The organism is Peteryoungia ipomoeae (assembly GCF_004912165.1).
Lineage (GTDB): Bacteria > Pseudomonadota > Alphaproteobacteria > Rhizobiales > Rhizobiaceae > Allorhizobium > Allorhizobium ipomoeae.
In genome coordinates this window covers 274,151-296,390 of record NZ_STGV01000006.1, presented here as the reverse complement: position 1 = coordinate 296,390, position 22,240 = coordinate 274,151, and the positions used below count along the sequence as shown (strand labels likewise).

Annotated in this window: 19 protein-coding genes; 18 read left to right on the top strand and 1 reads right to left on the bottom strand. The window is 59.5% G+C overall.

Going from position 1 to position 22,240, the window contains the following annotated elements:
- Positions 1-100 precede the first annotated feature (100 nt).
- The 10 genes from FAA97_RS17980 (at position 101) to FAA97_RS17935 (ending at position 11,464) form a co-directional block, all read left to right on the top strand.
- Entirely contained in the window at positions 101-1,105 is a 1,005-nt protein-coding gene (locus FAA97_RS17980; RefSeq protein WP_136599932.1) for an ABC transporter permease subunit, read from the top strand.
- Between the two features lie 14 nt (positions 1,106-1,119).
- Complete coding sequence (locus tag FAA97_RS17975) at positions 1,120-2,028, top strand: ABC transporter permease subunit (RefSeq protein WP_136599931.1); 909 nt, start codon at positions 1,120-1,122, stop codon at positions 2,026-2,028.
- A gap of 1 nt (position 2,029) precedes the next feature.
- Entirely contained in the window at positions 2,030-2,878 is an 849-nt protein-coding gene (locus tag FAA97_RS17970; protein WP_136599930.1) for an ABC transporter ATP-binding protein, read from the top strand.
- Positions 2,875-3,732 carry a dipeptide ABC transporter ATP-binding protein gene (locus FAA97_RS17965; protein WP_136599929.1) on the top strand — a complete coding sequence of 286 codons (858 nt, stop codon included), beginning with the start codon at positions 2,875-2,877 and terminating at the stop codon, positions 3,730-3,732. Before FAA97_RS17970 ends, FAA97_RS17965 begins: the two co-directional genes overlap by 4 nt.
- A gap of 331 nt (positions 3,733-4,063) precedes the next feature.
- On the top strand, positions 4,064-5,236 hold the full coding sequence (locus FAA97_RS17960; RefSeq protein ID WP_136599928.1) for an amino acid aminotransferase: 1,173 nt from the start codon (positions 4,064-4,066) through the stop codon (positions 5,234-5,236).
- A gap of 4 nt (positions 5,237-5,240) precedes the next feature.
- Positions 5,241-5,873, top strand: coding sequence for a YitT family protein (locus FAA97_RS17955; RefSeq protein ID WP_136599927.1), 633 nt, complete (start codon positions 5,241-5,243; stop codon positions 5,871-5,873).
- A 131-nt stretch (positions 5,874-6,004) separates the two neighbouring features.
- A complete protein-coding gene (locus tag FAA97_RS17950; RefSeq protein ID WP_136599926.1) occupies positions 6,005-7,522 on the top strand; it encodes an aromatic amino acid ammonia-lyase in 1,518 nt (505 codons plus the stop codon).
- A gap of 210 nt (positions 7,523-7,732) precedes the next feature.
- Entirely contained in the window at positions 7,733-8,647 is a 915-nt protein-coding gene (locus FAA97_RS17945; RefSeq protein ID WP_136599925.1) for a sugar kinase, read from the top strand.
- Positions 8,648-9,207: 560 nt separating this feature from the next.
- Positions 9,208-10,278, top strand: a complete 1,071-nt coding sequence (locus tag FAA97_RS17940; protein WP_136599924.1) for a PAS domain-containing protein — start codon at positions 9,208-9,210, stop codon at positions 10,276-10,278.
- A 286-nt stretch (positions 10,279-10,564) separates the two neighbouring features.
- Entirely contained in the window at positions 10,565-11,464 is a 900-nt protein-coding gene (locus FAA97_RS17935) for an NmrA family NAD(P)-binding protein (protein WP_136599923.1), read from the top strand.
- Positions 11,465-11,581: 117 nt separating this feature from the next.
- Here the strand turns inward: FAA97_RS17935 and FAA97_RS17930 are convergent, their stop codons facing one another.
- A complete protein-coding gene (locus FAA97_RS17930; RefSeq protein ID WP_136599922.1) occupies positions 11,582-12,673 on the bottom strand; it encodes a nucleotidyltransferase family protein in 1,092 nt (363 codons plus the stop codon).
- A gap of 241 nt (positions 12,674-12,914) precedes the next feature.
- Here FAA97_RS17930 and FAA97_RS17925 point away from each other — a divergent pair, with 241 nt between their 5' ends.
- The 8 genes from FAA97_RS17925 (at position 12,915) to FAA97_RS17890 (ending at position 22,212) form a co-directional block, all read left to right on the top strand.
- Positions 12,915-13,649, top strand: a complete 735-nt coding sequence (locus FAA97_RS17925) for a FadR/GntR family transcriptional regulator (protein WP_206110055.1) — start codon at positions 12,915-12,917, stop codon at positions 13,647-13,649.
- Between the two features lie 99 nt (positions 13,650-13,748).
- The gene (locus tag FAA97_RS17920; RefSeq protein ID WP_136599921.1) at positions 13,749-15,257 is read left to right on the top strand and encodes an ABC transporter substrate-binding protein; all 1,509 of its coding nucleotides are present in this window, start codon (positions 13,749-13,751) and stop codon (positions 15,255-15,257) included.
- A gap of 70 nt (positions 15,258-15,327) precedes the next feature.
- Positions 15,328-16,275: an ABC transporter permease gene (locus FAA97_RS17915; RefSeq protein WP_136599920.1), complete on the top strand. Its 948-nt coding sequence runs from the start codon at positions 15,328-15,330 to the stop codon at positions 16,273-16,275.
- Positions 16,272-17,147 carry an ABC transporter permease gene (locus FAA97_RS17910; protein WP_136599919.1) on the top strand — a complete coding sequence of 292 codons (876 nt, stop codon included), beginning with the start codon at positions 16,272-16,274 and terminating at the stop codon, positions 17,145-17,147. Before FAA97_RS17915 ends, FAA97_RS17910 begins: the two co-directional genes overlap by 4 nt.
- Positions 17,148-17,171: 24 nt before the next feature.
- Positions 17,172-18,956, top strand: coding sequence for a gamma-glutamyltransferase family protein (locus tag FAA97_RS17905; protein WP_136599918.1), 1,785 nt, complete (start codon positions 17,172-17,174; stop codon positions 18,954-18,956).
- A gap of 3 nt (positions 18,957-18,959) precedes the next feature.
- The gene (locus tag FAA97_RS17900; protein WP_136599917.1) at positions 18,960-19,718 is read left to right on the top strand and encodes a DUF1028 domain-containing protein; all 759 of its coding nucleotides are present in this window, start codon (positions 18,960-18,962) and stop codon (positions 19,716-19,718) included.
- 56 nt (positions 19,719-19,774) lie between these two features.
- Complete coding sequence (locus FAA97_RS17895; protein ID WP_206110053.1) at positions 19,775-21,604, top strand: ABC transporter ATP-binding protein; 1,830 nt, start codon at positions 19,775-19,777, stop codon at positions 21,602-21,604.
- Positions 21,605-21,708: 104 nt separating this feature from the next.
- Positions 21,709-22,212, top strand: a complete 504-nt coding sequence (locus tag FAA97_RS17890) for an acyl-CoA thioesterase (RefSeq protein ID WP_136599916.1) — start codon at positions 21,709-21,711, stop codon at positions 22,210-22,212.
- Positions 22,213-22,240: the final 28 nt, after the last annotated feature.

Genomic DNA, 22,240 nt, shown 5'->3' with positions numbered 1-22,240 from the left:
GGCAGTATCGACCGGGAGCGTAAATCGCTTCCTGTAACCTAAGGATGGCTCCGACCCTCTGGGTATGGCCCCTTCAAGAGAACAACAACAGGTCACACATATGTTCGGCTTTCTGTTGCGACGGCTCGCCGTCCTGATCCCGACTTTCCTCGGTGTCTCGGTCATCGCTTTCGCATTCATCCGGCTCTTGCCCGGCGACCCCGTCGCACTCCTTTCCGGCGAGCGCGTCATGTCGCCCGAGCGCCATGCGCTGATCAGCGCACAACTCGGTCTCGATCGCCCCATCGTCGTGCAGTACTTCGATTATCTCGGTGGCGTGCTGACGGGTGATTTTGGTACGTCGATCGTTTCCAAGAGCCCTATCATCGATCAGTTCTTCGCCCTGTTCCCGGCTACCGTCGAACTGTCGCTCTGTGCGATCCTGCTCGCGGTAGCCATCGGCGTCCCTGCCGGTATCATCGCGGCCATCAAGCGCGGCTCCTTCTTCGACCAGACCATGATGGGCATTGCGCTCGTCGGCTATTCGATGCCGATTTTCTGGTGGGGCCTGCTGCTGGTGATCCTGTTCTCCGGCATTCTGCAGTGGACGCCGGTATCGGGGCGCATCTCGCTAATGTTCTTCTTCCCACCGGTCACGGGGTTCATGCTGATCGACAGTCTCCTGTCGGGCCAGAAAGGCGCTTTTGCCTCCGCCCTCAGCCACTTGATCCTGCCGTCGATCGTGCTTGCCACCATTCCGCTTGCCGTTATTGCGCGCCAGACCCGCTCGGCGATGCTGGAAGTTCTCTCCGAGGACTATATCCGCACCGCGCGCGCCAAGGGCCTGTCGCCATTCCGCGTCGTCGGCATGCATGCACTGCGCAATGCAATGATCCCTGTCATTACCACGATCGGTCTGCAGATCGGCGTCATGCTGGCAGGAGCAATCCTCACCGAAACGATCTTCTCCTGGCCTGGTATCGGCAAATGGATGGTCGACAGCGTATTCCGCCGCGACTACCCGGTCATTCAGGGCGGTCTTCTGTTGATCGCGGGCATCATCATGGTCGTCAATCTCATCGTTGACCTCCTGTATGGCCTGATCAATCCGCGCATCCGCCACTAGAAGGATAAAGTCCCATGGCAGAGATAACTTCCACCCAGCCCGTCAGCACGGCGCAGATGCGCCGCCAGATGCTGGCAGAGTTCTGGTTCTATTTCTCCGAAAACCGCGGCGCCGTCATCGGCCTCGTCGTCTTCGTCGCCCTCGTACTCACCGCTGCCTTTGCGAGCATCATCGCGCCGCACTCGCCGTTCGAACAGTATCGCGACGTTGTGCTGCTTCCGCCAGCCTGGCTGGAAGGGGGCAACTGGAGCTATCCGCTCGGTACGGATCCCGTCGGACGCGATATCCTCTCGCGCCTGATTTATGGCGCGCAGTATTCGCTGTTCATCGGCGTCTTTGTCACGACGCTGTCGTTGACGACGGGCATCGCGATCGGCGTCTTTGCCGGTTACTACGGTGGCTGGCTCGACACGGCGATCATGCGTCTGATGGACATCATCCTAGCATTTCCGTCGCTTCTGCTCGCGCTCGTTCTCGTCGCAATCCTCGGCCCGGGCCTGACCAATGGTATGATCGCCATCGCGCTCGTCCTGCAGCCGCATTTTGTGCGGCTGACGCGTGCAGCCGTCATGACGGAAAAGACGCGCGACTATGTCACCGCCGCGCGGCTGGCCGGGGCAGGGCCGTTCCGCCTGATGTTCCGCACCATCCTGCCGAACTGCATGGCGCCGCTGATCGTCCAGGCAACGCTCTCCTTCTCGAACGCCATCCTCGATGCCGCAGCCCTTGGCTTCCTCGGCATGGGCGCACAGCCGCCGGCACCCGAATGGGGCACGATGCTTGCCGAAGCGCGCGAATTCATTCTGCGCGCCTGGTGGGTCGTTACCTTCCCGGGTCTAGCGATCCTGATCACCGTGCTTGCCATCAACCTTATGGGCGACGGCCTGCGTGACGCCCTCGATCCCAAGCTGAAGAGGTCCTGACATGGCGCTTCTCGACATTCAGAATCTCACGGTCGAATTCCAGACCTCCACAGGCTGGTTCAAGGCTGTCGACGGCGTATCGATGTCCGTCAACGCAGGCGAAGTTCTCGCCATCGTCGGTGAGAGCGGCTCCGGCAAGTCGGTCGCCATGCTCGCCGTGATGGGCCTGCTGCCATGGACCGCGAAAATCACGGCCGACAAGATGCAGTTCCAGGGACGCGACATCCAGAAGCTCAGCCCGGCAGACCGCCGCAAGCTGATCGGCAAGGATGTGGCGATGATCTTCCAGGAACCGGTGGCCAGCCTCAATCCATGCTTCACGGTCGGCTTCCAGATTGAGGAAGTCCTGCGTCTGCACATGGGGCTGGGCAAGGCCGAACGCCGCGCCCGCGCCATCGAGCTCTTCAAGCTGGTCGGCCTGCCTTCGCCGGAAGATCGACTCAACCACTTTCCGCATCAGATGTCGGGCGGCCAGTGTCAACGCGTCATGATCGCCATTGCGATCGCCTGCAATCCGAAACTTCTGATTGCTGACGAGCCGACAACGGCGCTCGACGTAACGATTCAGAAGCAGATCCTCGATCTGTTGATGACACTGCAGGCTGAGACCGGTATGGGCCTCATCATGATCACGCACGATATGGGTGTGGTTGCCGAGACCGCAGACCGCGTCATCGTCCAATATAAGGGTCGCAAGATGGAGGAAGCCGACGTGCTTTCGCTGTTCGAGAACCCGCAGAACCCTTACACCAAGGCGCTGCTGTCGGCTCTGCCGGAAAATGCCACAGGTGATCGCCTGACGACCGTTTCCGACTTCCTCACCGTCGCCGATTTGGGAGGTGCCGCATGAGCGCCGACATCACGACGAGCACCCCAATGCTCGAGATCCGCGACATCAAACGCGATTATCACGTCCCCGGTGGTTTCCTTAAGCCGTCCAAAACAGTTCACGCCGTCAAGGGCGTGTCGTTTTCGCTCGATAAGGGCAAGACACTCGCGATCGTCGGTGAAAGCGGTTGCGGCAAGTCGACTCTTGCCCGTATCCTGACCTTCATCGACGAACCGACAGGCGGCGAACTGCTGATCGATGGCCAGAAGGTGGATACGCGTCCGGGACACCTGACCGCGGACATGCGCCAGAAGGTTCAGATCGTCTTCCAAAACCCCTATGGATCGCTGAACCCACGCCAGAAGATCGGCGACGTGCTGGGCGAACCGCTTCTCATCAACACCAAGATGAGCCCTGCCGAACGGCGCGAGCGTGCGACCGAAATGCTGATCAAGGTCGGCCTCGGCCCGGAGCACTATAACCGCTATCCGCACATGTTCTCGGGCGGTCAGCGCCAGCGTATCGCCATCGCGCGTGCGCTGATGCTCAACCCGAAACTGCTTGTGCTGGATGAGCCCGTCTCGGCGCTCGATCTCTCGGTTCAGGCACAGGTGCTCAATCTGCTTGCAGATCTGCAGGACGAGTTCGGGCTGACCTATGTTTTCATCAGCCACGATCTCTCTGTGGTCAAATACATCGCAGACGAAGTGATGGTGATGTATTTCGGCGAAGCGGTCGAATACGGCACCCGTGACGCTGTCTTTTCGGATCCGCAGCACGAATACACCCGCACGCTATTTGCCGCGACCCCGCGGGCGGATGTGGAATCCATCCGGGCGCGTGTGGCGAAGCGAAAGCTGGCAATCGCCGGATGACGGGGAGGGGAGGGGAGGGCGCCAAAAGGCGCCCTTTTCATTTCGTCGAGTGTAGATAGAGCGCTTGCAGACGAGCAGCCGTTCCAACCACGGACAGGTGCTCACGGAAAATTAGCTCTTCATACCTGCACGTGATTCCTACAGGGACAATGATCGCTATATGCCCCTCAAGCGGGGGAGCAGACAAAATATGCTCATTTTCGCAACTTAGGAGACAATCTGTGCCTTCCCAAGGAAATTATTGAACCCTAATAGTCCGATTTGCGCAGAGACTTTAGGGAGCGAGATTGCTAGAGTCTCGCAACTCCGATTTGCTTTCTCAGGCACCCCAATGTTCGAAAAACTCGCCTCTCAGCCCAGCGATCCGTTGCTCGCGCTCATCAGACTTTTCAAGGATGACAAACGCAGCGACAAGATAGATCTCGGTGTCGGGGTATACCGTGATGAAACCGGTGCGACGCCGGTCATGCGCTCGGTGAAGGCGGCGGAAGCGCTGCTCCTCGAAACACAGGACAGCAAGTCCTATGTTGCCCCCGAAGGCGACACCGAATTCCTCGATCTTCTATGGGACCTCGTCTGCGGAAAAGCGACGGGAAAGCATCATGCCGGTGTCCAAACCCCTGGAGGCTCGGGGGCGCTTCGCCTAGCGTCCGAATTGATGTCTCGATCGGGAACGCGGCGTCTGCATCTGGGCCTCCCGAGCTGGCCCAACCATTCGGCCATCTTTACCGCAACTGGGCTACCAATTGAAACGCACGAATTTTTCGATGTCGAGCAGCAGGAAATTCGCTTCTCCAGTGTGATGAAGGCCCTTTCCAGCGCGCAGCGTGGCGATGCCATTCTTCTGCACGCAAGCTGCCATAACCCAACCGGGGCGACGCTGACATCCACCCAATGGAGCGAGCTTGCCCATGTCATCGCCGAACGGCGCCTCGTGCCGCTGATCGATTCCGCTTACCAGGGCTTTGGCGCCGGGATCGACGAGGATGTAAAAGGTCTGCGCCAAATCATCGCTGCCGCACCAGAAGCCTTGATCGCCGTATCCTGTTCGAAATCATTCGGGCTCTACCGTGAACGCACCGGCGCGATTTTCGCAGTGGCCGAGACGCAGAGTTCGGCCGAGATTGCGCGTTCCAATCTCGTCACTCTCGCCCGTACAAGCTATTCCATGCCACCAGATCACGGTGCCGCCGTTGTCAGGACAATCCTGACTTTCGAGAAACTGCGGCAGGAGTGGACAGACGAAATGAACGCCATGCGCTATCGGTTGAACGACCTGAGGCGGCAGCTGGCCAAGGCTTTGTCTGCAGGTTGGCAAATGGCGCCACAAATCGCTGCGCAGCAAGGTATTTTTTCGCTTCTGCCGCTTTCAGAGGCAAATGTAATGACATTGCGCCATGAACACGGCATCTACATGCCCGTATCCGGACGGATCAATGTGGCGGGCTTGAAGGCGGCCGAAATCAACCGCGTCGCGGATGTGCTTAAACCTTTGCTCGGATGATGGAATGACACAGACAAATGCCGCGCTTTTCGAGGGGAGGGGAGAACGCCATCGCCTCTATGAGGATATCCTCGCGATGATTGCGGGGACAATGTTCGTCTCACTCGGAACGCTGATCTATGCGCAAAGCCTGTTGACCGTCGGATCAACCGCAGGCTTCGCTCTGCTTGCCTCCTATGTCAGCGGCTGGGGATTTGGACCGATATTTTTCATCGTCAATCTGCCATTCTACATCCTCGCTATCAAACGCATGGGTTGGGCCTTCGCAATCCGTACATTCACCGCAGTTGCCCTTGTTTCCATTCTGTCGAAATTCAACGCTCAATGGATCAGCTTTTCGCATCTCGATCCGCTCTATGCGACAATCATAGGGGGTGGATTGATCGGTACCGGGCTCCTCATGCTCTTTCGCCACCGTACGGGCCTCGGCGGCATCAACATCCTGGCAATGTATCTTCAAGAGCGTCTTGGCCTTCGCGCCGGTTACTTTCAGCTTGGCGTGGATCTCGCCATCTTGGCCGCCGCATCCGTCATTCTACCGGCAGACCGTCTGGCGCTCTCGGTGCTGGGTGCTGCCATCACCAATCTGATCCTGGCAATCAATCATAAGCCAGGACGGTACATGGGCCTCAGCTGAGGCAATCGCCGGTTCCGCGCCAGATCTGCGTCGCATCCAAGCGGACATTCACCGCGAATGACGATCTTTCCGCAGGTCAGGAAGTCTAGTATCGCGCCAGATCAGACCTTCGTTCCCGGCAGGAGCCCCCATTGACGACAGTCCGCCTCGACGCGCGTCCTCTCGACTTCCAGCGGCTGCATGCAATCGGGCAAAGCGGCGCCCGATGTCTGCTGACAGCGGACGGGATGGCAAGAGTCCGCGCAGGTCGCCAGGCCTTCGAAAGAGCGATCGCAAGCGGGCAGACCATCTATGGCGCCAACACCGGCGTTGGCGCCATGAAGGACCGCGACTGGACAGCCGATGACATCGAACAATTCAATACCGGTCTTGTCCATGCTCACCATTTCGGTACCGGCGCGCCGTTTCCACTGCCGACCGTCCGACAGGCAATTGCGATCCGCATCAATACCGCACTGAGTGGCCACAGCGGCTGCTCGCCGGAGCTCGTCCAGGCATTCTCCGCCTTGCTCGACAAGGATGTGGTTCCTGTCGTCCGCAGAACCGGCTCGATCGGTTGCGCTGATATCGGGCTGATGGGGCAGGTCGGATCGGTTCTGACGGGGGTAGGGGAGGTCTATTATCAAGGCTTGCGCCGTCGCACGGCGGATGTTTTCGCCGAGGTCGGCATAAGCCCAATCCGGCTCAAGCCACGCGACGCCCTTGCATCCCTATCGGTCAACGGCGTTGCTTACGCCGCAAGCGCCGAAGCCATCCGCGAGGCGGCGAAAGTCTTGAGGCTGCTGATGTCGAGCGCGTTGATGTCATCAGCCACACTCGGTGCAGCAAGAACGCCGTGGCGATCTGCCATGACGGTCGGCTGCGATACCCAATCCGAGATCGGACGGTGGCTCACGGAAACCTCGGCCGACTGGCTGTGGAGCGACGCCTCACATGTCCAGGATCCACTCAGTTTGCGCATGTTGCCGCAGATCTTCGGAGTCGCCATCGCCGAAATTCAGCGTATCGGGCAAGTGATCCTCAAAGCAACGGGCCGAAGTGACGACAATCCGGTAATCGTCGGCGACGAAGTCCTGACCTCGGGTGGTTCGCTTCCGCTTGAAGTGGCAATCGCCATGCAGGCCGGTCAGCTCGTACTCGCGCATGTCGCGCGCAACGCGTTCAACCGCTGTTCGATCCTCGTCAACGGCAAGCGCCGCGATCTCCCCGTCAATCTTGTGCCGGGCGGCGCCGTCGCGACCGGCTTTGGTCCGGCACTGAAACTGGCGGGCGACCTTTATATGCGCGTCTTGTCCATGACCTCCGCCCTTTCTCCTCAATCGCTTGTCGTGGCAGACGGAATTGAAGACGAGGCGGCTTTTCTGCCTCTGATCGTTGAGCGGTTTGAACGCCAGGTCGAGGCGCTGAAACGCATGGCTGCCCTCGAGGTCCTCTTCGCTGCCCAGGGTAACGACATCCTGCGTGCGCCTCTCACAGGCCTTGCGCAAATCCTTCAGGATACCGCACGCAAGCATTCCGATTTTTATCGGTCCGACCGCCCTCTCTCATCCGAAGTCGAGGCATTGGAGGACGATCTCTGTGCCGTTACCAGCGCCGAACTTGTCAGGACAGCTCCGCTCACGGACTTCGACACCTTCTTTTTTCTGTAAGACAAGTCGACCCAGACGACATCACCATCGACCGTTTACCTTCCAGCGACCTTGATGTAGCAGTGGTGCCACCGATTGGCTGAATGACGAAAGGGCAGGATGCGCTGGCCCCTTTCTGATCAATCGCTGTAAGCTGCTGGCCGGTCTTCGTTTTTGCCATGGCGATAACTGAGGCCTGTCTATGAGACGTGCAAGGGGAGCAAGACGGATATGGTGCGGTTTGTTGCGATCGGAGAATGCATGGGCGAATTGGCGGAGACCGGCACACCCGGCACTCTGACCATGGGCTTTGCCGGCGATACGCTCAACACAGCCTGGTATCTTCGTCGCCTGCTCACCGCCGATCACCAAGTCGACTATATCACCGCGATTGGAACCGACGGCTTGTCAGACAAGATGATCGAGTTCTTCGCGGCGGAAGGCCTCGGTACGCAGTATATCCAGCGGATCTCAGAAAAGACGATTGGTCTCTACTATATCACCCTGAAAGACGGGGAGAGGTCCTTTACCTATTGGCGCAACGACAGCGCTGCCCGACGCCTCGCCAGCGATCCGGAGCAACTTGAAATCGCGCTCGAGAAGGCGGACATCGCCTATTGGTCTGGCATAACCCTGGCCATATTGCCCGTGCAAGACAGACTGACACTCCTGGAGGCTCTTGGCCGGTTTGCCGGCCGCGGGGGCAGGGTGGTCTTTGATCCCAATCTGAGGCCTCGGCTCTGGGACACCGTCGAGACAATGCGTGGATGGATCAATCGCGCTATCGCCGTTAGTGATCTTTGCCTGCCGTCATTTGAGGACGAGGCCATTCACTACGGTGACGACGCGCCCGACATTACCGCCCGACGCTTTCGCGATGCGGGCGCTAAGCGCGTCGTCGTCAAGAACGGAGCGGGCGAGATCCTGCTGTGCGATGCTACCGGAGACATGACGTCCGTCTCGCCGCCGGTTGTCGATACCATCGTCGACACAACAGCTGCAGGCGACAGCTTTAACGCAGGCTTCCTTGCCGCCGAACTCGCGGGCTCGACAATGCAGGAAGCCGCTCTTGCCGGGGCAAGGCTTGCCGGGCGCGTCATTGGGGCAAGGGGCGCCCTTGTGGCGGCAGCGATCAACCCCACCTGACGCCGGCCGGCTTCAGCCGCCGGTCAGCGTGAAAAACACCCAAACTGCAGCAAAGGTCAGAGACAAGCAGATCCAAGTCAAAATCCGACGTTGCCCGATCGTCAGTGACTTTTTGGGTTTTGGCGCTTTGGGTTCCGGTGGGCGCTCAAACTTCACAACATTCGACATCATGTCCTCGTACAACTTTGCCTGCTTTTTTCCTGCCACGAAAAAGCCGCGAATCACAAGCTGCAGGTGCTCGTAATTCGTTCGCGCCTGCTTCTAAAGTCGCGCGCAGCGGTCCATATTCGATATAATAATTGTCAAACATACTCGCTCAGGTTACTTATCGACTTTTGTACAATTGACAATTGTCGACAACAGAAACAATTTTGATTAATTTTGGGCATTCGCTCGGATTGCGAGCAAAACTACTTGCTACATGGCGATATTCTTTTTTATCGTTTTCTTAATCCTGAAGAACCCTTCCACATGATCAGAGGAGGAGCCGTTTTATGCAACGTGCGCAGGAAAAAGGATTGAGAAAATACAATCAAACGACGTAGGCGGGAATAACTTAGATGCAATCTATTGAAGTTGCGGGCAGTCCACCCGAACTGGGCGTGCCAACATTTAAATCCTCTGGCGTGTCCTCCGCTCATTTTCTAAAGCTGGTCGAGGACCGCAGAACGATCGGCTTCTGGTCATGCGACGTCGCGAGCGGCAAATGCTGGCCGAGTAGCGGGTTCTACAGGGTGCTCGGCTTGCAACCGGGCTCACCCTTCGAGATTGCCCATCTCAGCCAGCACGTTCATCCCGACGATCGTGTGCTCGTCGAGGACATATGGTCGATGATCCGCCTCGGCGTTCCCGTCAACCGGGACTTCCGAGTTATAAGGTCAGATAGAACCGTGCGCTGGATCGAACTGCGGTCCGAAATCATCCTGGATCAGCACGATCAGCCAAGTCGGGCGATCGGAATGATCTTCGATGTCACAGTCATGCATGAATCGCGCCAGGCTTTGGAGGACATGCTGGACCGTCAGAAGGCACTTGGTGCCTTGGTCAGCATGGAATGGCGCATCGGTGCCGATGGCACATCCCTGACGCAGTCGAACTGGCACGGGCTTACCGGTCAGAATGAAATGCAGTCATCGGGTGCTGGTTGGCTTGCCGCCGTTCATCCCGACGACCAGGCACGCGTTGCCGCCGATTGGGCCCGCGCGACTGCCGCAAACTTGCCATACCGAAACAATCTGCGCATTCGCCGCGCCGATGGCATCTATGAATGGTTCCACGCGCGGGCCGTGCCGATCACCAAAAAGAGTGGGCAGGCGCACGAATGGGTCGGCATCCTGATCCGAACGGACGAAGTGCAGGGCCATCACCAGTCTGATGACGCTCTTTGTCCAACGATCATGCCAGCGCAGATTCGCGGTGGGCGCGCCATTCTGGAGTGGACGCTGGAGGATCTCTCGCGCATCTCGGGTGTTTCGGTCTCGTCCATCAGACGCATCGAGGCTGGTGGCGAACGGGTGACACGTCCGGCATCGCTGATCGCCATCCGCGAAGCTTTCGAAAACGAGGGGCTTCACTTTCCCGACGACACCTCGGTTTCCTTTAGTCGCGTCAGGACGCAGGCACAGGACTGAAACACCTTGTGTCAGGGCAGGGGCTACAGGCAACGCTAACGATGCACCGATCCGCTTCTGGCCGCGCGACCTGCAACGTTGCGGAAACCGGACCTTCCTTTCTCCCACGGAAGGCATCACGGTTTCCGCACTCGACGTTTGCTTGAAGGATCGATGGCTGTCATCCCGCGGCCGTGACAGCTTGCCCGCTGCACCAGCATACGCATGCCAAGCCCCAATCCCGACATGCTCTTGTGGACAAGTCGTGTCTCGTGAACGCCCGACTTCATTCCTGAAAGGAATAGACATGGCAGGTCCAATTCTCGTCAGCGGCGCCAGCGGGCAACTTGGCCAAAGAGTTTTGCACCATCTCTTGCACACCTATTCCGTTCCCGGCGGCGATATCATCGCGGCAACGCGGACCCCGGATGCTCTGCGGGCGCTTGTGGATCTGGGCGTTACCGTTCGCCGGGCCGACTTTGACGATGTGGCCTCGCTGGATACCGCTTTCGCTGGGGCCGAACGGCTGCTTTTGATTAGCACCGACAGGATCGACCGTCCCGGCGACCGGCTACTGCAGCATCAGACGGCTGTCGCAATCGCCGAACAATGTAGCGTCCGTTATCTCGTTTACACGTCCATGCCGGACCCGACCAATTCGCCGCTTTTGTTCGCGCCGGATCACGAAGGGACCGAAGCTGCAATAGCCGCGAGCGCAGTGCCAACCTGGACCATTCTGCGCAACAATCCGTTTTTTGAAACCGTGTATTGCTCTGGACAATCTGCCATCTCGACTGGCCGCTGGCCATCTGCAGCCGGAAATGGTCGCATTGCCTATATTGCCAGAGACGACGTCGCCCGGGCCGCCGCCCACGCACTCGTCAACCCCTCAAAGGCTAAGGTCACGCTGACGCTGACTGGGTCAGAGAGCTATTCCTATCGCGAGGTTGCCGACATTCTGTCTCGCACGATCGGCACCCCGATCTCTGTCCAGGACGTGTCAATCGAAGGCCTGATCAACGGCCTGGTCGCTTCGGGACAGTCTGCGACGCTCGCGCATATTCGAGCGTCGATCGAGACAGCCGTCGGTGTCGGAGGATTGTCGCGGATCACCGACGACTTTCGCAGGCTCACGGGATCAGACCCTCAACGCCTTGAAAGCTGGGTTCGCCAGTCGATCGACCATCTGGCTCTGCGTGCCGCATAGGCAAAATGCGCAAAAAGTTCCATAAGCTATCTTACGCCACATAGTGATGTAGCCGGGGTGGGTTCAAGGATGAAGTGCGACTTGCCCTGATCTATTCGCTTCCGTTAGCGCCTGTGCTCAGCCGAATGGAAGCACGATATCTTCGCGGTTTACCTTTGCTCCATCGAGCAACTGGATCTTCAACCGCTCTGCATCGACTTCCGGCAGCATTGCCGCCCCGATACGGATTTCTTCCTGCCAGGAAGGTCCTCGCTCCCAGGCTTCGTTGTAGACCAGCGCGAGATCAGCGGAACGCCGTGTCTGCTGCAGGGCTTGGAAAAGCAAAGCGGCCTGGCGAATGTCCTTCTCGCGCTTTGCTGGGCCCTGTCCGTCAACGTGCCGGCGACTGGCGACGATCAACTTGTGAACAGCGTAGCGGGACGGATCCGGAACGACCACCGGGACGCCGCTTCGGTGGAGCAGCATCGTCCTCACGGGGTCCCGGATCAGGAAGTCAAGAAAGCGGAGTGGATCTGCGCTGGCACCGCCCAGAGCCGGCATCTTGGCCGGTTGCTCGACATAGTCGTCGGAGCCACGGTTCGACGTCAGGAACTCGACCCGATACCCTTCAGCATTCTGGAACGCGGATGATGCTGCGACGCCTGAGCGATGCGGAACTGGCCGAAAGCTGGCGTCAACACCCTGCAGCAAATCGACGATGGGCGGTAGGCTGTCTTCCACCTCCCGGCTAATCGCATAATCCTGGGCAATGTCCGCATCGCCGGTCAGGATCGATGCCATGGGAAGGCGTACGCCGAGCAGCCCCGAATAGCACTGAAAGGCCACAGTGCCGATCAGCACAGCCCGGAGCCGGAAAAGCCCGCCGTCGGCCAGCGCGGCAACGATATCGCCGGACATCGCGTCAGGCGCAATCATCCCACCTTCGCGGGTGAGCGTATTGACCATGCGTCGTCGCGCGCGCAAATCGTCTTTGTCTCGTTTATGATCGGCAACGCGCGCGGCGATATCGGGATCTTCCGCGGGGCCAACATAACGGCGTTTTGTGCCACCTTGCCCGTCAGGCGTGTCGAAGTACCAGTACTTGCGCCCTTTCACAGTCGCGGGAGTGAACCGGCCGGCCGGAGGAAAGTCAGCCGTCCATGCCGCATCCAGCGAACGCTGCCCGAGTTCGGCAAGCATTGTCTGGTACATGAGGTCAATGGATTTCATCGGCACGCCTCCGGCGTTATACTGTTTTTCAAAAACAGTATAACTGGCAAGGATACGGCGAGCAAGTCAAAGCCAATGCAGATGGCTGGATCTGCGCCCCGAGAAGTCGACACCGTCGTGTCGCCCTCAAAATTGAGCTGCCTGCCACAATTTTGAGCAGGAAACTTTTTTGCATAAAAAGCAGGTTGACGAACGGTTGGATTCGGCATTCACTGAACCAATCGCCAATTGGTTCGAACCAATGATGTCAGAGAACCTGCCCACTGAAAACTCGAACTACGCTCTGCACAAGCTGCGAGAGCTTCTGCGGCACGGCGACATTGGCTTGAATGGAAAGCTGCCGACCGAACGGACGCTCAGCGACAAACTCGGGCTGAGCCGCCGGGCGATCCGTCGGGCGCTTGAAGTTCTGGAGGCCGAAGGTGCGATCTGGCGAAAGCAAGGGTCGGGCACCTATGCAGGCAAGAAGCCTGACGACTGGGGCGAGCAGCTTGAGACCATCGTCGCCGGAACCAATTTCATGGAGATCATGGAGGTTCGCCTGCGCATCGAACCACAGCTGGCGCAGCTTGCAGCCCTTCGCGCCAAGGGCAGCGACATCGACCGCATGCGCGAACTGGCTCAGAAGATCGCCGCCAGTGAAGACGCCGACGCAAAGGAACTCTGGGACGGCGCCTTGCACAGACTGATTGCGCAGGCGGCAGGCAACCAGCTGTTTCTCTCCATCTTCGACGTGATCAACCGGGTGCGCCAGGACGACGCCTGGCAGTCCATCCGAGAGCGCGCCCGAAGCCGGACAGACACCATGAGCATGTCCAACGCCCAGCATGCCGCAATCATCGATGCGATTGCCTCGCATGATCCAGCCAAGGCGGGCGAAGCCATGCGGCAGCATCTCCTGATGCTGCAGGAGCGGCTGATCCGCCAGACATCCATGGATCACCTAGGAGGCGACATACCGGGCGAGGTCTCCTGACCGACAGAATTCCGGCCAAGGCCGGCAAAACCTGAACGCCGGAGCCATAACCGGCGACACGCATGAGAACAGAAAACCAGACCAGAGGATTTTTCGACCATGACGATACTGTCCCGTTTATCGACCCTATTTCTGGCGAGCGCCATGTTCGTTGGGCCCGCTCTCTCTGCCGAATTGCGCATCGGCCTCCAGGATGACGCCGACGTGCTGGATCCTGCCCAGTCCCGCACCTTTGTCGGCCGCATCGTCTATACAGCAATGTGTGACAAGCTCGTTGACGTTTCGCCGGAGCTGAAGATCGTGCCGCAACTGGCCACCGAATGGGCCTGGTCTGCCGATGGCACGCAACTGACCATGAAACTGCGCGAAGGCGTCAAGTTTCACGACGGTACGCCCTTCAATGCAGCGGCCGTTGTTGCCACCATCGAGCGCAACAAGAGCTTGCCGGAATCCCGCCGCAAAAGCGAATTGAGCTCGGTGGAAAAGGTGGAAGCGACGGGGGACTACGAGGTCACCTTCACGCTCAAGGCGCCAGACGTGACCCTTCTGGCCCAGTTGTCCGACCGCGCCGGGATGATCGTTTCGCCAAAGGCGGCCGCCGAACTTGGCGCCAATTTCGGCTCCGCACCAGTCTGCGCCGGCCCATTCAAATTCGTCGAGCGTGTCCAGCAGGACCGGATCGTCCTCGAAAAATTCGCCGACTACTGGGACAAGGACAAGGTCTTTATCGACAAGGTCACCTACCTGCCGATCCCTGACACCACTGTGCGGCTTGCCAACCTGCGCTCCGGCGAGCTTGACATGATCGAGCGACTTGCCGCCACAGATGCGGCTTCGGTCAAGGCCGATGAGAGCCTCAACTATGCCGATGTCGTCAACATTGGCTACATGGCGCTCTATGTGAACATTGCAAATGGCGCACGGGCCGAAAATCCGCTCGGCATAGACAAGCGTCTGCGTCAGGCGTTCTCGCTTGCAATCGATCGGGAAGCATTGACCCAGGTCGTCTATGAAGGCACCGCCGTGGGCGGCAACCAGCCCTTCCCGCCGAACAGCCCGTGGTTCAACAAGGATCTGCCGGTCCCTGCCCGCGATCTCGAAAAGGCCAAAGCGCTGATCAAGGAGGCTGGTTTCGAACGCGTGCCGATCGAAATGCAGATCCCAAACAACCCGGTTGCCGCCCAGATGATGCAGATCGTCCAGGCAATGGTGGCCGAGGCCGGCTTCGATGTCAGCCTGAAGACCACCGAGTTCGCCACGCTGCTCAGCGAACAAACTGCGGGCAATTATCAGCTCAGCCGGTCGGATTGGTCCGGACGCGTCGATCCTGACGGTAACCTGCATCAGTTCGTCACCTGCGAGGGCGGTATCAATGACACCAAATACTGCAACCCTGAAGTCGACACGCTACTGAACGAAGCGCGTGCTTCGACCGATGATGCCGTGCGCAAACAGAAATACGATGCCGCCGGCAAGATCCTCAACGAAGACCTTCCGGTGATCTATCTCGGCCACCAGTCCTGGATCTGGGCAACCAAGAAAGAGGTTACAGGCTTCGTGCCCTCACCAGACGGCATGATCCGCCTGATCGGCGTCAAGAAAGGCTGATCCGTCTCGATCTCTCCTGCGGAGCATTGGTCGCTCCGCAGGAACCTCCCGAAATCAGGACCGGATGTTCATGCATATCTACATCGGAAAACGGCTGCTGGTCGCCATCCCGACGCTGTTGATCATATCGATCTTCGTCTTCTCGCTGCAAAAGCTCTTGCCTGGCGATCCCATCCTCGCGATGGCGGGCGAGGAGCGCGACCCTGAGGTCTTGGCGTTCCTGCGAGACAAATATCGCTTGAACGACCCTGTGATCTATCAATACGGCTATTGGATCGCCAATGTGCTGCAGGGTGATTTCGGCATATCGCTGCGCACCAACCAGCCCGTTCTGGAACTGATCGGCGAAAAGCTGCCAGTCACAATCCAGCTGGCAATCATGTCTATGATCTTCGCCTTCGTCATCGGCGTCCCCATGGGGATCCTGGCCGCCGTCAAGAAGAACACAGTCATAGACTATGTCGCCAATATCGTCGCTCTGTCGGGTCTCTCCATTCCGAACTTCTGGCTCGGGATCATGTTGATCCTGCTGGTCTCGGTCAAACTCGGCTGGCTACCCGCCTCAGGCTATGAATCGATCTTTGTCGATCCGGTTCGCTCCATCGAAACAATGATCATGCCGGCCTTCGTGCTGGGGACTGCCCTTGCCGCCACTCTGATGCGCCACACCCGGTCGGCCATGTTGAGCGTGATGAAGTCCGACTACATCCGCACCGCCCGCGCCAAGGGCTTGTCGGAACGGGTCGTCATTCTCAGCCACACCTTCCGCAATGCGTTGCTGCCTATCGTCACTCTCAGTGCGCTTCTCTTTGGCGAACTCCTGGCAGGCGCCGTGCTGACTGAGCAGATCTTTACCATTCCGGGCTTCGGCAAGTTGATCGTCGATGCCGTATTCAACCGCGATTATGCCGTGGTCCAGGGCGTTGTGCTGTGCACCGCCGTCGGTTTCATCCTGATGAACCTGGTTGCCGACGTGCTTTACGTCATCCTGAATCCACGCATGAGGGCCAGCCTATGACAACACTTGATGTTACGGTGACAGGTGGCGTCCCTGCGAAAAGCGGCAATCGGGCCTGGCGCAAGCTCAGGGCTAATCGCAGCGCCCTTGCCGGTCTGGCCGTCATCCTGTTTTTCGCCATGCTGGCGCTCATCGCCCCCCTCCTCCCGATCGCTGATCCGTTGGCCACCAGTTGGACCGCGATCAGGAAAGCGCCATCGGCGGCGCACTGGATGGGTACCGACGAAATTGGTCGCGATATCCTGTCCCGGATGATCTGGGGGGCGCAGGCGTCGCTGATGGCCGGCATATTCTCTGTCGGCATCGCCATCGCTATCGGCGTGCCCTTCGGTCTGATCGCCGGTTATTTCGGTGGCTGGATCGATCAGATCATCTCGCGGATCACCGAGGCATTTCTCGCCCTGCCCTTCCTGATCATGGCGATTGCGCTCGCAGCCTTTCTGGGACCGAGCCTCAGCAATGCCATGATTGCCATCGGCCTCTCGGCGATGCCGGTTTTCGTGCGCCTGACGCGCGGCCAGGTGCTGGCCGTGAAGACAGAAGACTATGTCGAAGGCGCCCGCTCAATCGGTCTTGGCCATCTCGACATCATGCTCCGTTACATCCTGCCGAACATCACCGCCCCAATCATCGTCCAGGGAACCCTGACCGTTGCAACCGCCATCATCGCGGAGGCAAGCCTCTCATTCCTCGGGCTTGGCCAGCAGCCACCCGCACCAAGCTGGGGCTCGATGCTCAATGTCGCAAAGAACTTTCTCGATCAGGCGCCCTGGATGGCCATGTGGCCGGGAGCAGCGATCTTCCTGGTCGTGATCGGTTTCAATCTGCTCGGCGATGGTCTGCGCGATGCGCTCGACCCCCGAGAATCCTGAGGACTACCTGCAAAGGAACATTGCATGACTGAGTTTACCACCCGCCCGGAGATCCTCGGAACATTTGGTGTCGTCACCTCCACCCACTGGATCGCCTCTGCCGTCGGCATGAGCATCCTGGAAAACGGCGGCAATGCTTTTGATGCAGCGGTTGCAACCGGCTTTGTGCTGCAGATTCTGGAGCCGCATCTTGTGGGCCCGGGCGGTGATATGCCGGCGCTGATCTATTCGGCGAAGACCGGTAAGGTCGAGGTAATCTGCGCGCAGGGGCCTTCCCCGGCTGGCGCGACCATCGAGCATTATACGTGCGAGGGGCTGTCGATCATCCCCGGCGATGGCCTGCTCGCCACCGTCATTCCCGGCGCCTTTGACGGCTGGATGCTGATGCTGCGGAACTACGGCACGATGACCGTACGCGACGTGCTCGAACCTGCCATCCACTATGCGCAGCACGGCCACCCAATGCTGTCGCGCGTCTCGGCCACGATCAAGGGGCTAGCGGAGTTCTTCGAGAAGGAGTGGCCGACGTCCTATGAGACCTGGCTTCCCGGCGGCGTGGCGCCTGAGCCGCATGCACTGTTTTGCAATCCGGTTCTTGCCGCCACCTACACCCGCATCATCAATGAGGCAGAATGCGCGACCGGTCGCGAGAACCAGATCGATGCTGCCCGCGACGCCTTCTACCGGGGCTTCGTCGCCGAAGCGATCGAGGACTATCTGAAGACCGCCGACGTGATGGATGCCAGCGGCAGCCGGCACAAGGGTGTCTTGACCGCTGACGATATGGCCGGCTGGTCCGCAACCGTGGAAGCACCACAGACCTTCGACTATCACGGCTGGACGGTTGCCAAGACAGGGCCGTGGGGCCAGGGCCCGGTGCTGCTACAATCTCTGGCGCTGCTCAAGGAATTTGATATCGCGGCGATGGACCCGCTGGGTGCGGATTTCGTGCACACGGTCGTCGAGACAATGAAACTCTCCTATGCCGACCGTGAAGTCTACTACGGTGACCCAGACTTTGCCACCGTACCGATGGAACAGCTTCTTGCGGATGCCTACAATGCTGAACGCCGAAAGCTGATCAGCAATGTCGCATCCATGGAGCTGCGCCCAGGCAGATTGCCGGGTTTTGAAAGCCAGCACGACCAGACCATGACGATGCTTGCGTCCATGTCCGGAACGGGCGCCGTCTACGAGCCGACCATGGCCCACCTCACTGAAAAGCGCGGCGATACCGTCCATGTGGACGTCATCGACCGTGAGGGCAACATGGTCTCGGTGACGCCATCGGGCGGCTGGCTGCAATCCTCGCCGATCATTCCCGGCCTCGGCTTTTGCCTGAATTCACGTGCCCAGATGTTCTGGCTGAAGCCCGGTCTGCCGACCTCGCTCGCCCCTGGAAAGCGGCCGCGCACTACGCTCACACCATCGATTGCGCTCCACGAAGGCCGACCGACCCTGGCCTTTGGAACGCCGGGCGGTGATCAGCAGGACCAGTGGCAGCTGTCCTTCTTCCTGCGGTATGTGCACCACAGGCAGAACCTACAGGCAGCCATCGACATGCCGCTGTTCCACACCGCCCACTTCCCCGGCTCCTTCTATCCGCGCACCAGCCAGCCGGGCAATGTGATGATCGAAAGCTCAATTGGTGCTGAGACCATCAAGCAACTGAGATCCATGGGCCACGACATCACCGAGGCCGATCCCTGGACTGTCGGACGGCTTACCGCTGCTCGTCGCGACGGGAACGGATTGCTTCGGGCAGCCGCCACGCCGCGGCTCATGCAAGCCTATGCGATCGGCAGGTGATCCATGACCTGGTCTATCGTCGCACGCGATCCTGACACCGGCCATCTCGGCATTGCAGTCGCCAGCCGCTTCTTCGCGGTCGGCGCCGTCGTACCCTTCATCCGCGGCGGGATCGGCGCCATCGCGACCCAGGCCTTTGTCAGCCCGCTCTACGGATCGGATGGCCTTGCACTCCTGGCCGATGGCCATGCGCCGGATGCGGTCGTGGAGTTCCTGACCGCCCGAGACAATGGATCCCAGCAACGGCAATTGCATCTGATCGATGCGACAGGACGCAATGCTGCCTTCACAGGTGAAAAATGCATCGAGTGGGCCGGGCACTTGATCGACGAGAATGTTTCCGTCGCCGGCAACATGCTGGCCGGCCCGGCCGTCATTGCCGAAACCCTGCGTGTGTACAAGGCGAATTCCGGCACGCCGCTTGCCGAACGGCTTCTGGCGGCGATGGATGCCGGAGAAGCCGCCGGTGGCGACAAGCGGGGACGGCAGTCAGCAACGCTCAAAGTCTTCCGAGACCAGGACTATCCCTGGCTCGACATTCGCGCCGACGATCATCCCAATCCGCTGAGCGAGTTGAGGAGACTTTACGCGGTGGCGCAGGAACGCTTTCTGCATGTGGCCGAGACTATGCCGACCCGCGCCAATCCTCACGGTCTGACCGACCGGCGACTGATCGACGAAAAGATCGCCGCCCTTGAAGCGGCCCGCATTGCAGAGGGACGTCCCTCGCCTTCCTTCGCCACGCCGCTCAAGCCTGCCTGACACAGACCGCATCAGAAGCGCACGTCAAGTACCCGACCCGGAAAGCAATGAACGCCATGAAAACAGCTGCCGCAAAGATCGAGACATCAGCCGTTCTCTCCGTCGAGGACCTGACCACGTCTTTCCTCGTCGATGGCCAGTGGCGGACGGTGGTGCGCAACATTTCCTTCGACGTGAAGCCTGGAGAAACCGTCGCCATTGTCGGCGAATCCGGCTCGGGCAAGAGTGTCACTTCGCTCTCGATCATGCGACTGCTGGCCCGCGAACAAAGTCGTGTCGAGGGGCGCATCTGGCTGAACGGACGGGACATTCTGGCATTGCCGGAAAAGGACATGCAGACCGTGCGCGGCAATGAAGCTGCGATGATCTTCCAGGAGCCGATGACGAGCCTCAATCCGATTTTCACGATTGGGCGACAGATCTCAGAAGTGCTGACGCGGCACAAGGGCATGACAAAGGCCGAAGCCCGTGCCGAGACGATCCGCATGCTGGAGAAGGTACGCATTCCCAATGCGACGAACCGTTTCGACGACTATCCGCACCAGTTCTCCGGCGGCATGCGCCAGCGCGTGATGATCGCCATGGCACTCGCCTCGCGCCCGAACCTGTTGATTGCCGACGAACCGACAACGGCACTCGACGTGACCATCCAGGGCCAGATCCTCGATCTGATCAAGGAGCTGCAGGAGGAGGACGGCATGTCCGTTCTCTTCATCACCCACGACATGGGCGTGGTGGCCGAGATCGCCGACCGGACCATCGTCATGCTGCGCGGAGACGTGGTCGAGCAGGGAGGTACAGCCAACGTCTTTCATCGCGGCCAGCACCCCTACACACGGGCGCTCCTCGCCGCCGTACCAAAACTCGGCTCGATGCACGGCCATGCCTGGCCACTGCGTTTTCCGATCGTCGACATCGGGTCGGGCGAGGCGAGCAAACCAACGGAAGTCGCAGATACCGTCGATACGCGACAGACGCCGGTGCTCTCGGTCAAGAACCTGGTGACGCGGTTTGCCATCCGCAGCGGCCTCTTCGGTCGGCAGACGGGTGCTGTCCATGCCGTGGAAAACGTCTCGTTCGACCTCTTCCAGGGCGAGACCCTGTCGATCGTCGGAGAGAGCGGCTGCGGCAAATCGACAACGGGGCGATCGATCACCCGTTTGGTCGAGCCGTATAGCGGCGAAGTCCAGCTCGACGGTTACAACGTTCTTCGGCTCGATCAGCCAAGTCTGCGCGCGATGCGCCGCAGCGTCCAGATGATTTTCCAGGACCCGTTTTCAAGCCTCAACCCGCGCATGACGGTTGGCGCCGCCATCGCCGAGCCATTCCTCAAACATCGCCTCGGAACGCGCCAGCAAGCCCAGGACAAAGTCGCAGATCTCCTGCGCAAAGTCGGGCTCGATCCGGAAATGATGGATCGCTATCCGCACGAATTCTCCGGCGGCCAGCGCCAGCGCATCGCGATTGCCCGGGCGCTCGCGCTCAACCCGAAGGTCATCGTGGCGGACGAAAGCGTCTCGGCGCTCGACGTGTCGATCAAGGCGCAGGTCTGCAATCTGCTGATGGATCTGCAGGAAGAGTTCAATATCGCCTTCCTGTTCATCAGTCATGACATGGCTGTGGTTGAACGGATCAGCCACCGGGTGGCTGTGATGTATCTCGGTGAAATCGTCGAGATCGGTCCGCGCGCCGCCATCTTCGACAATCCGCAGCACGCCTACACGAAGAAGCTGATGGCCGCTGTTCCAGTACCCGACCCTGAGCGGCGTGGCCTGAGGCGGAGCGCGGCCATCGACGAACTGAAAAGCCCCGTCCGGCCCGTCGGCTATGTGCCGCCTCAGCGAGAATACCGCGAAGTCACACCGGGGCATTTCGTACAGATGTGATCGGCGTACCATACGTCCGCCAAAGGGCCTTTTCAGGCGCTTTCGCTTTGTCCTAGTCTGCCAAGATGGGCATAAGCGCCCTTCGAGTGCAAGGAAGGCAAAGCATGGACGAGACGAAGCATGACACCAGCCAGCTGGAGATGGTGGTGTTGATGACGCCCGATATGGCGAATTTTTCTGGCAAGGTCCATGGCGGTGCCCTTCTCAACATTCTCGACCGCGTGGCCTATTCCTGCGCCTCGCGCTATTCCCAGCACTATGCGGTAACACTTTCCGTAGACCAGGTGGTTTTCCGTCAGCCGATCCATGTTGGCGAGCTCGTCACGTTTCGCTCTTCGATCAATCAGGCCGGGCGAACCTCGATGGAGGTCGGCATCCGGGTCGAAGCCGAAAACATCAGAACCGGCGAGCGCCGGCACACCAATTCCTGTTATTTCACCATGGTCGCAGTCGATGCCGAGGGTCGGCCGATTGCGGTTCCGCCCTATGTGGCAAAGACAGAGGCCCGCAAGCGGCGCCAACGGGCGGCAGATATTCGCCGCGCTCTCCGGCTTGAATTTGAAGCGCGCTTCAAGGAAGCAAGCCTGAAGGCTGAGGAACAAGTCTGAGCCTGGACGTTTGCCATAGGGCAGAGAT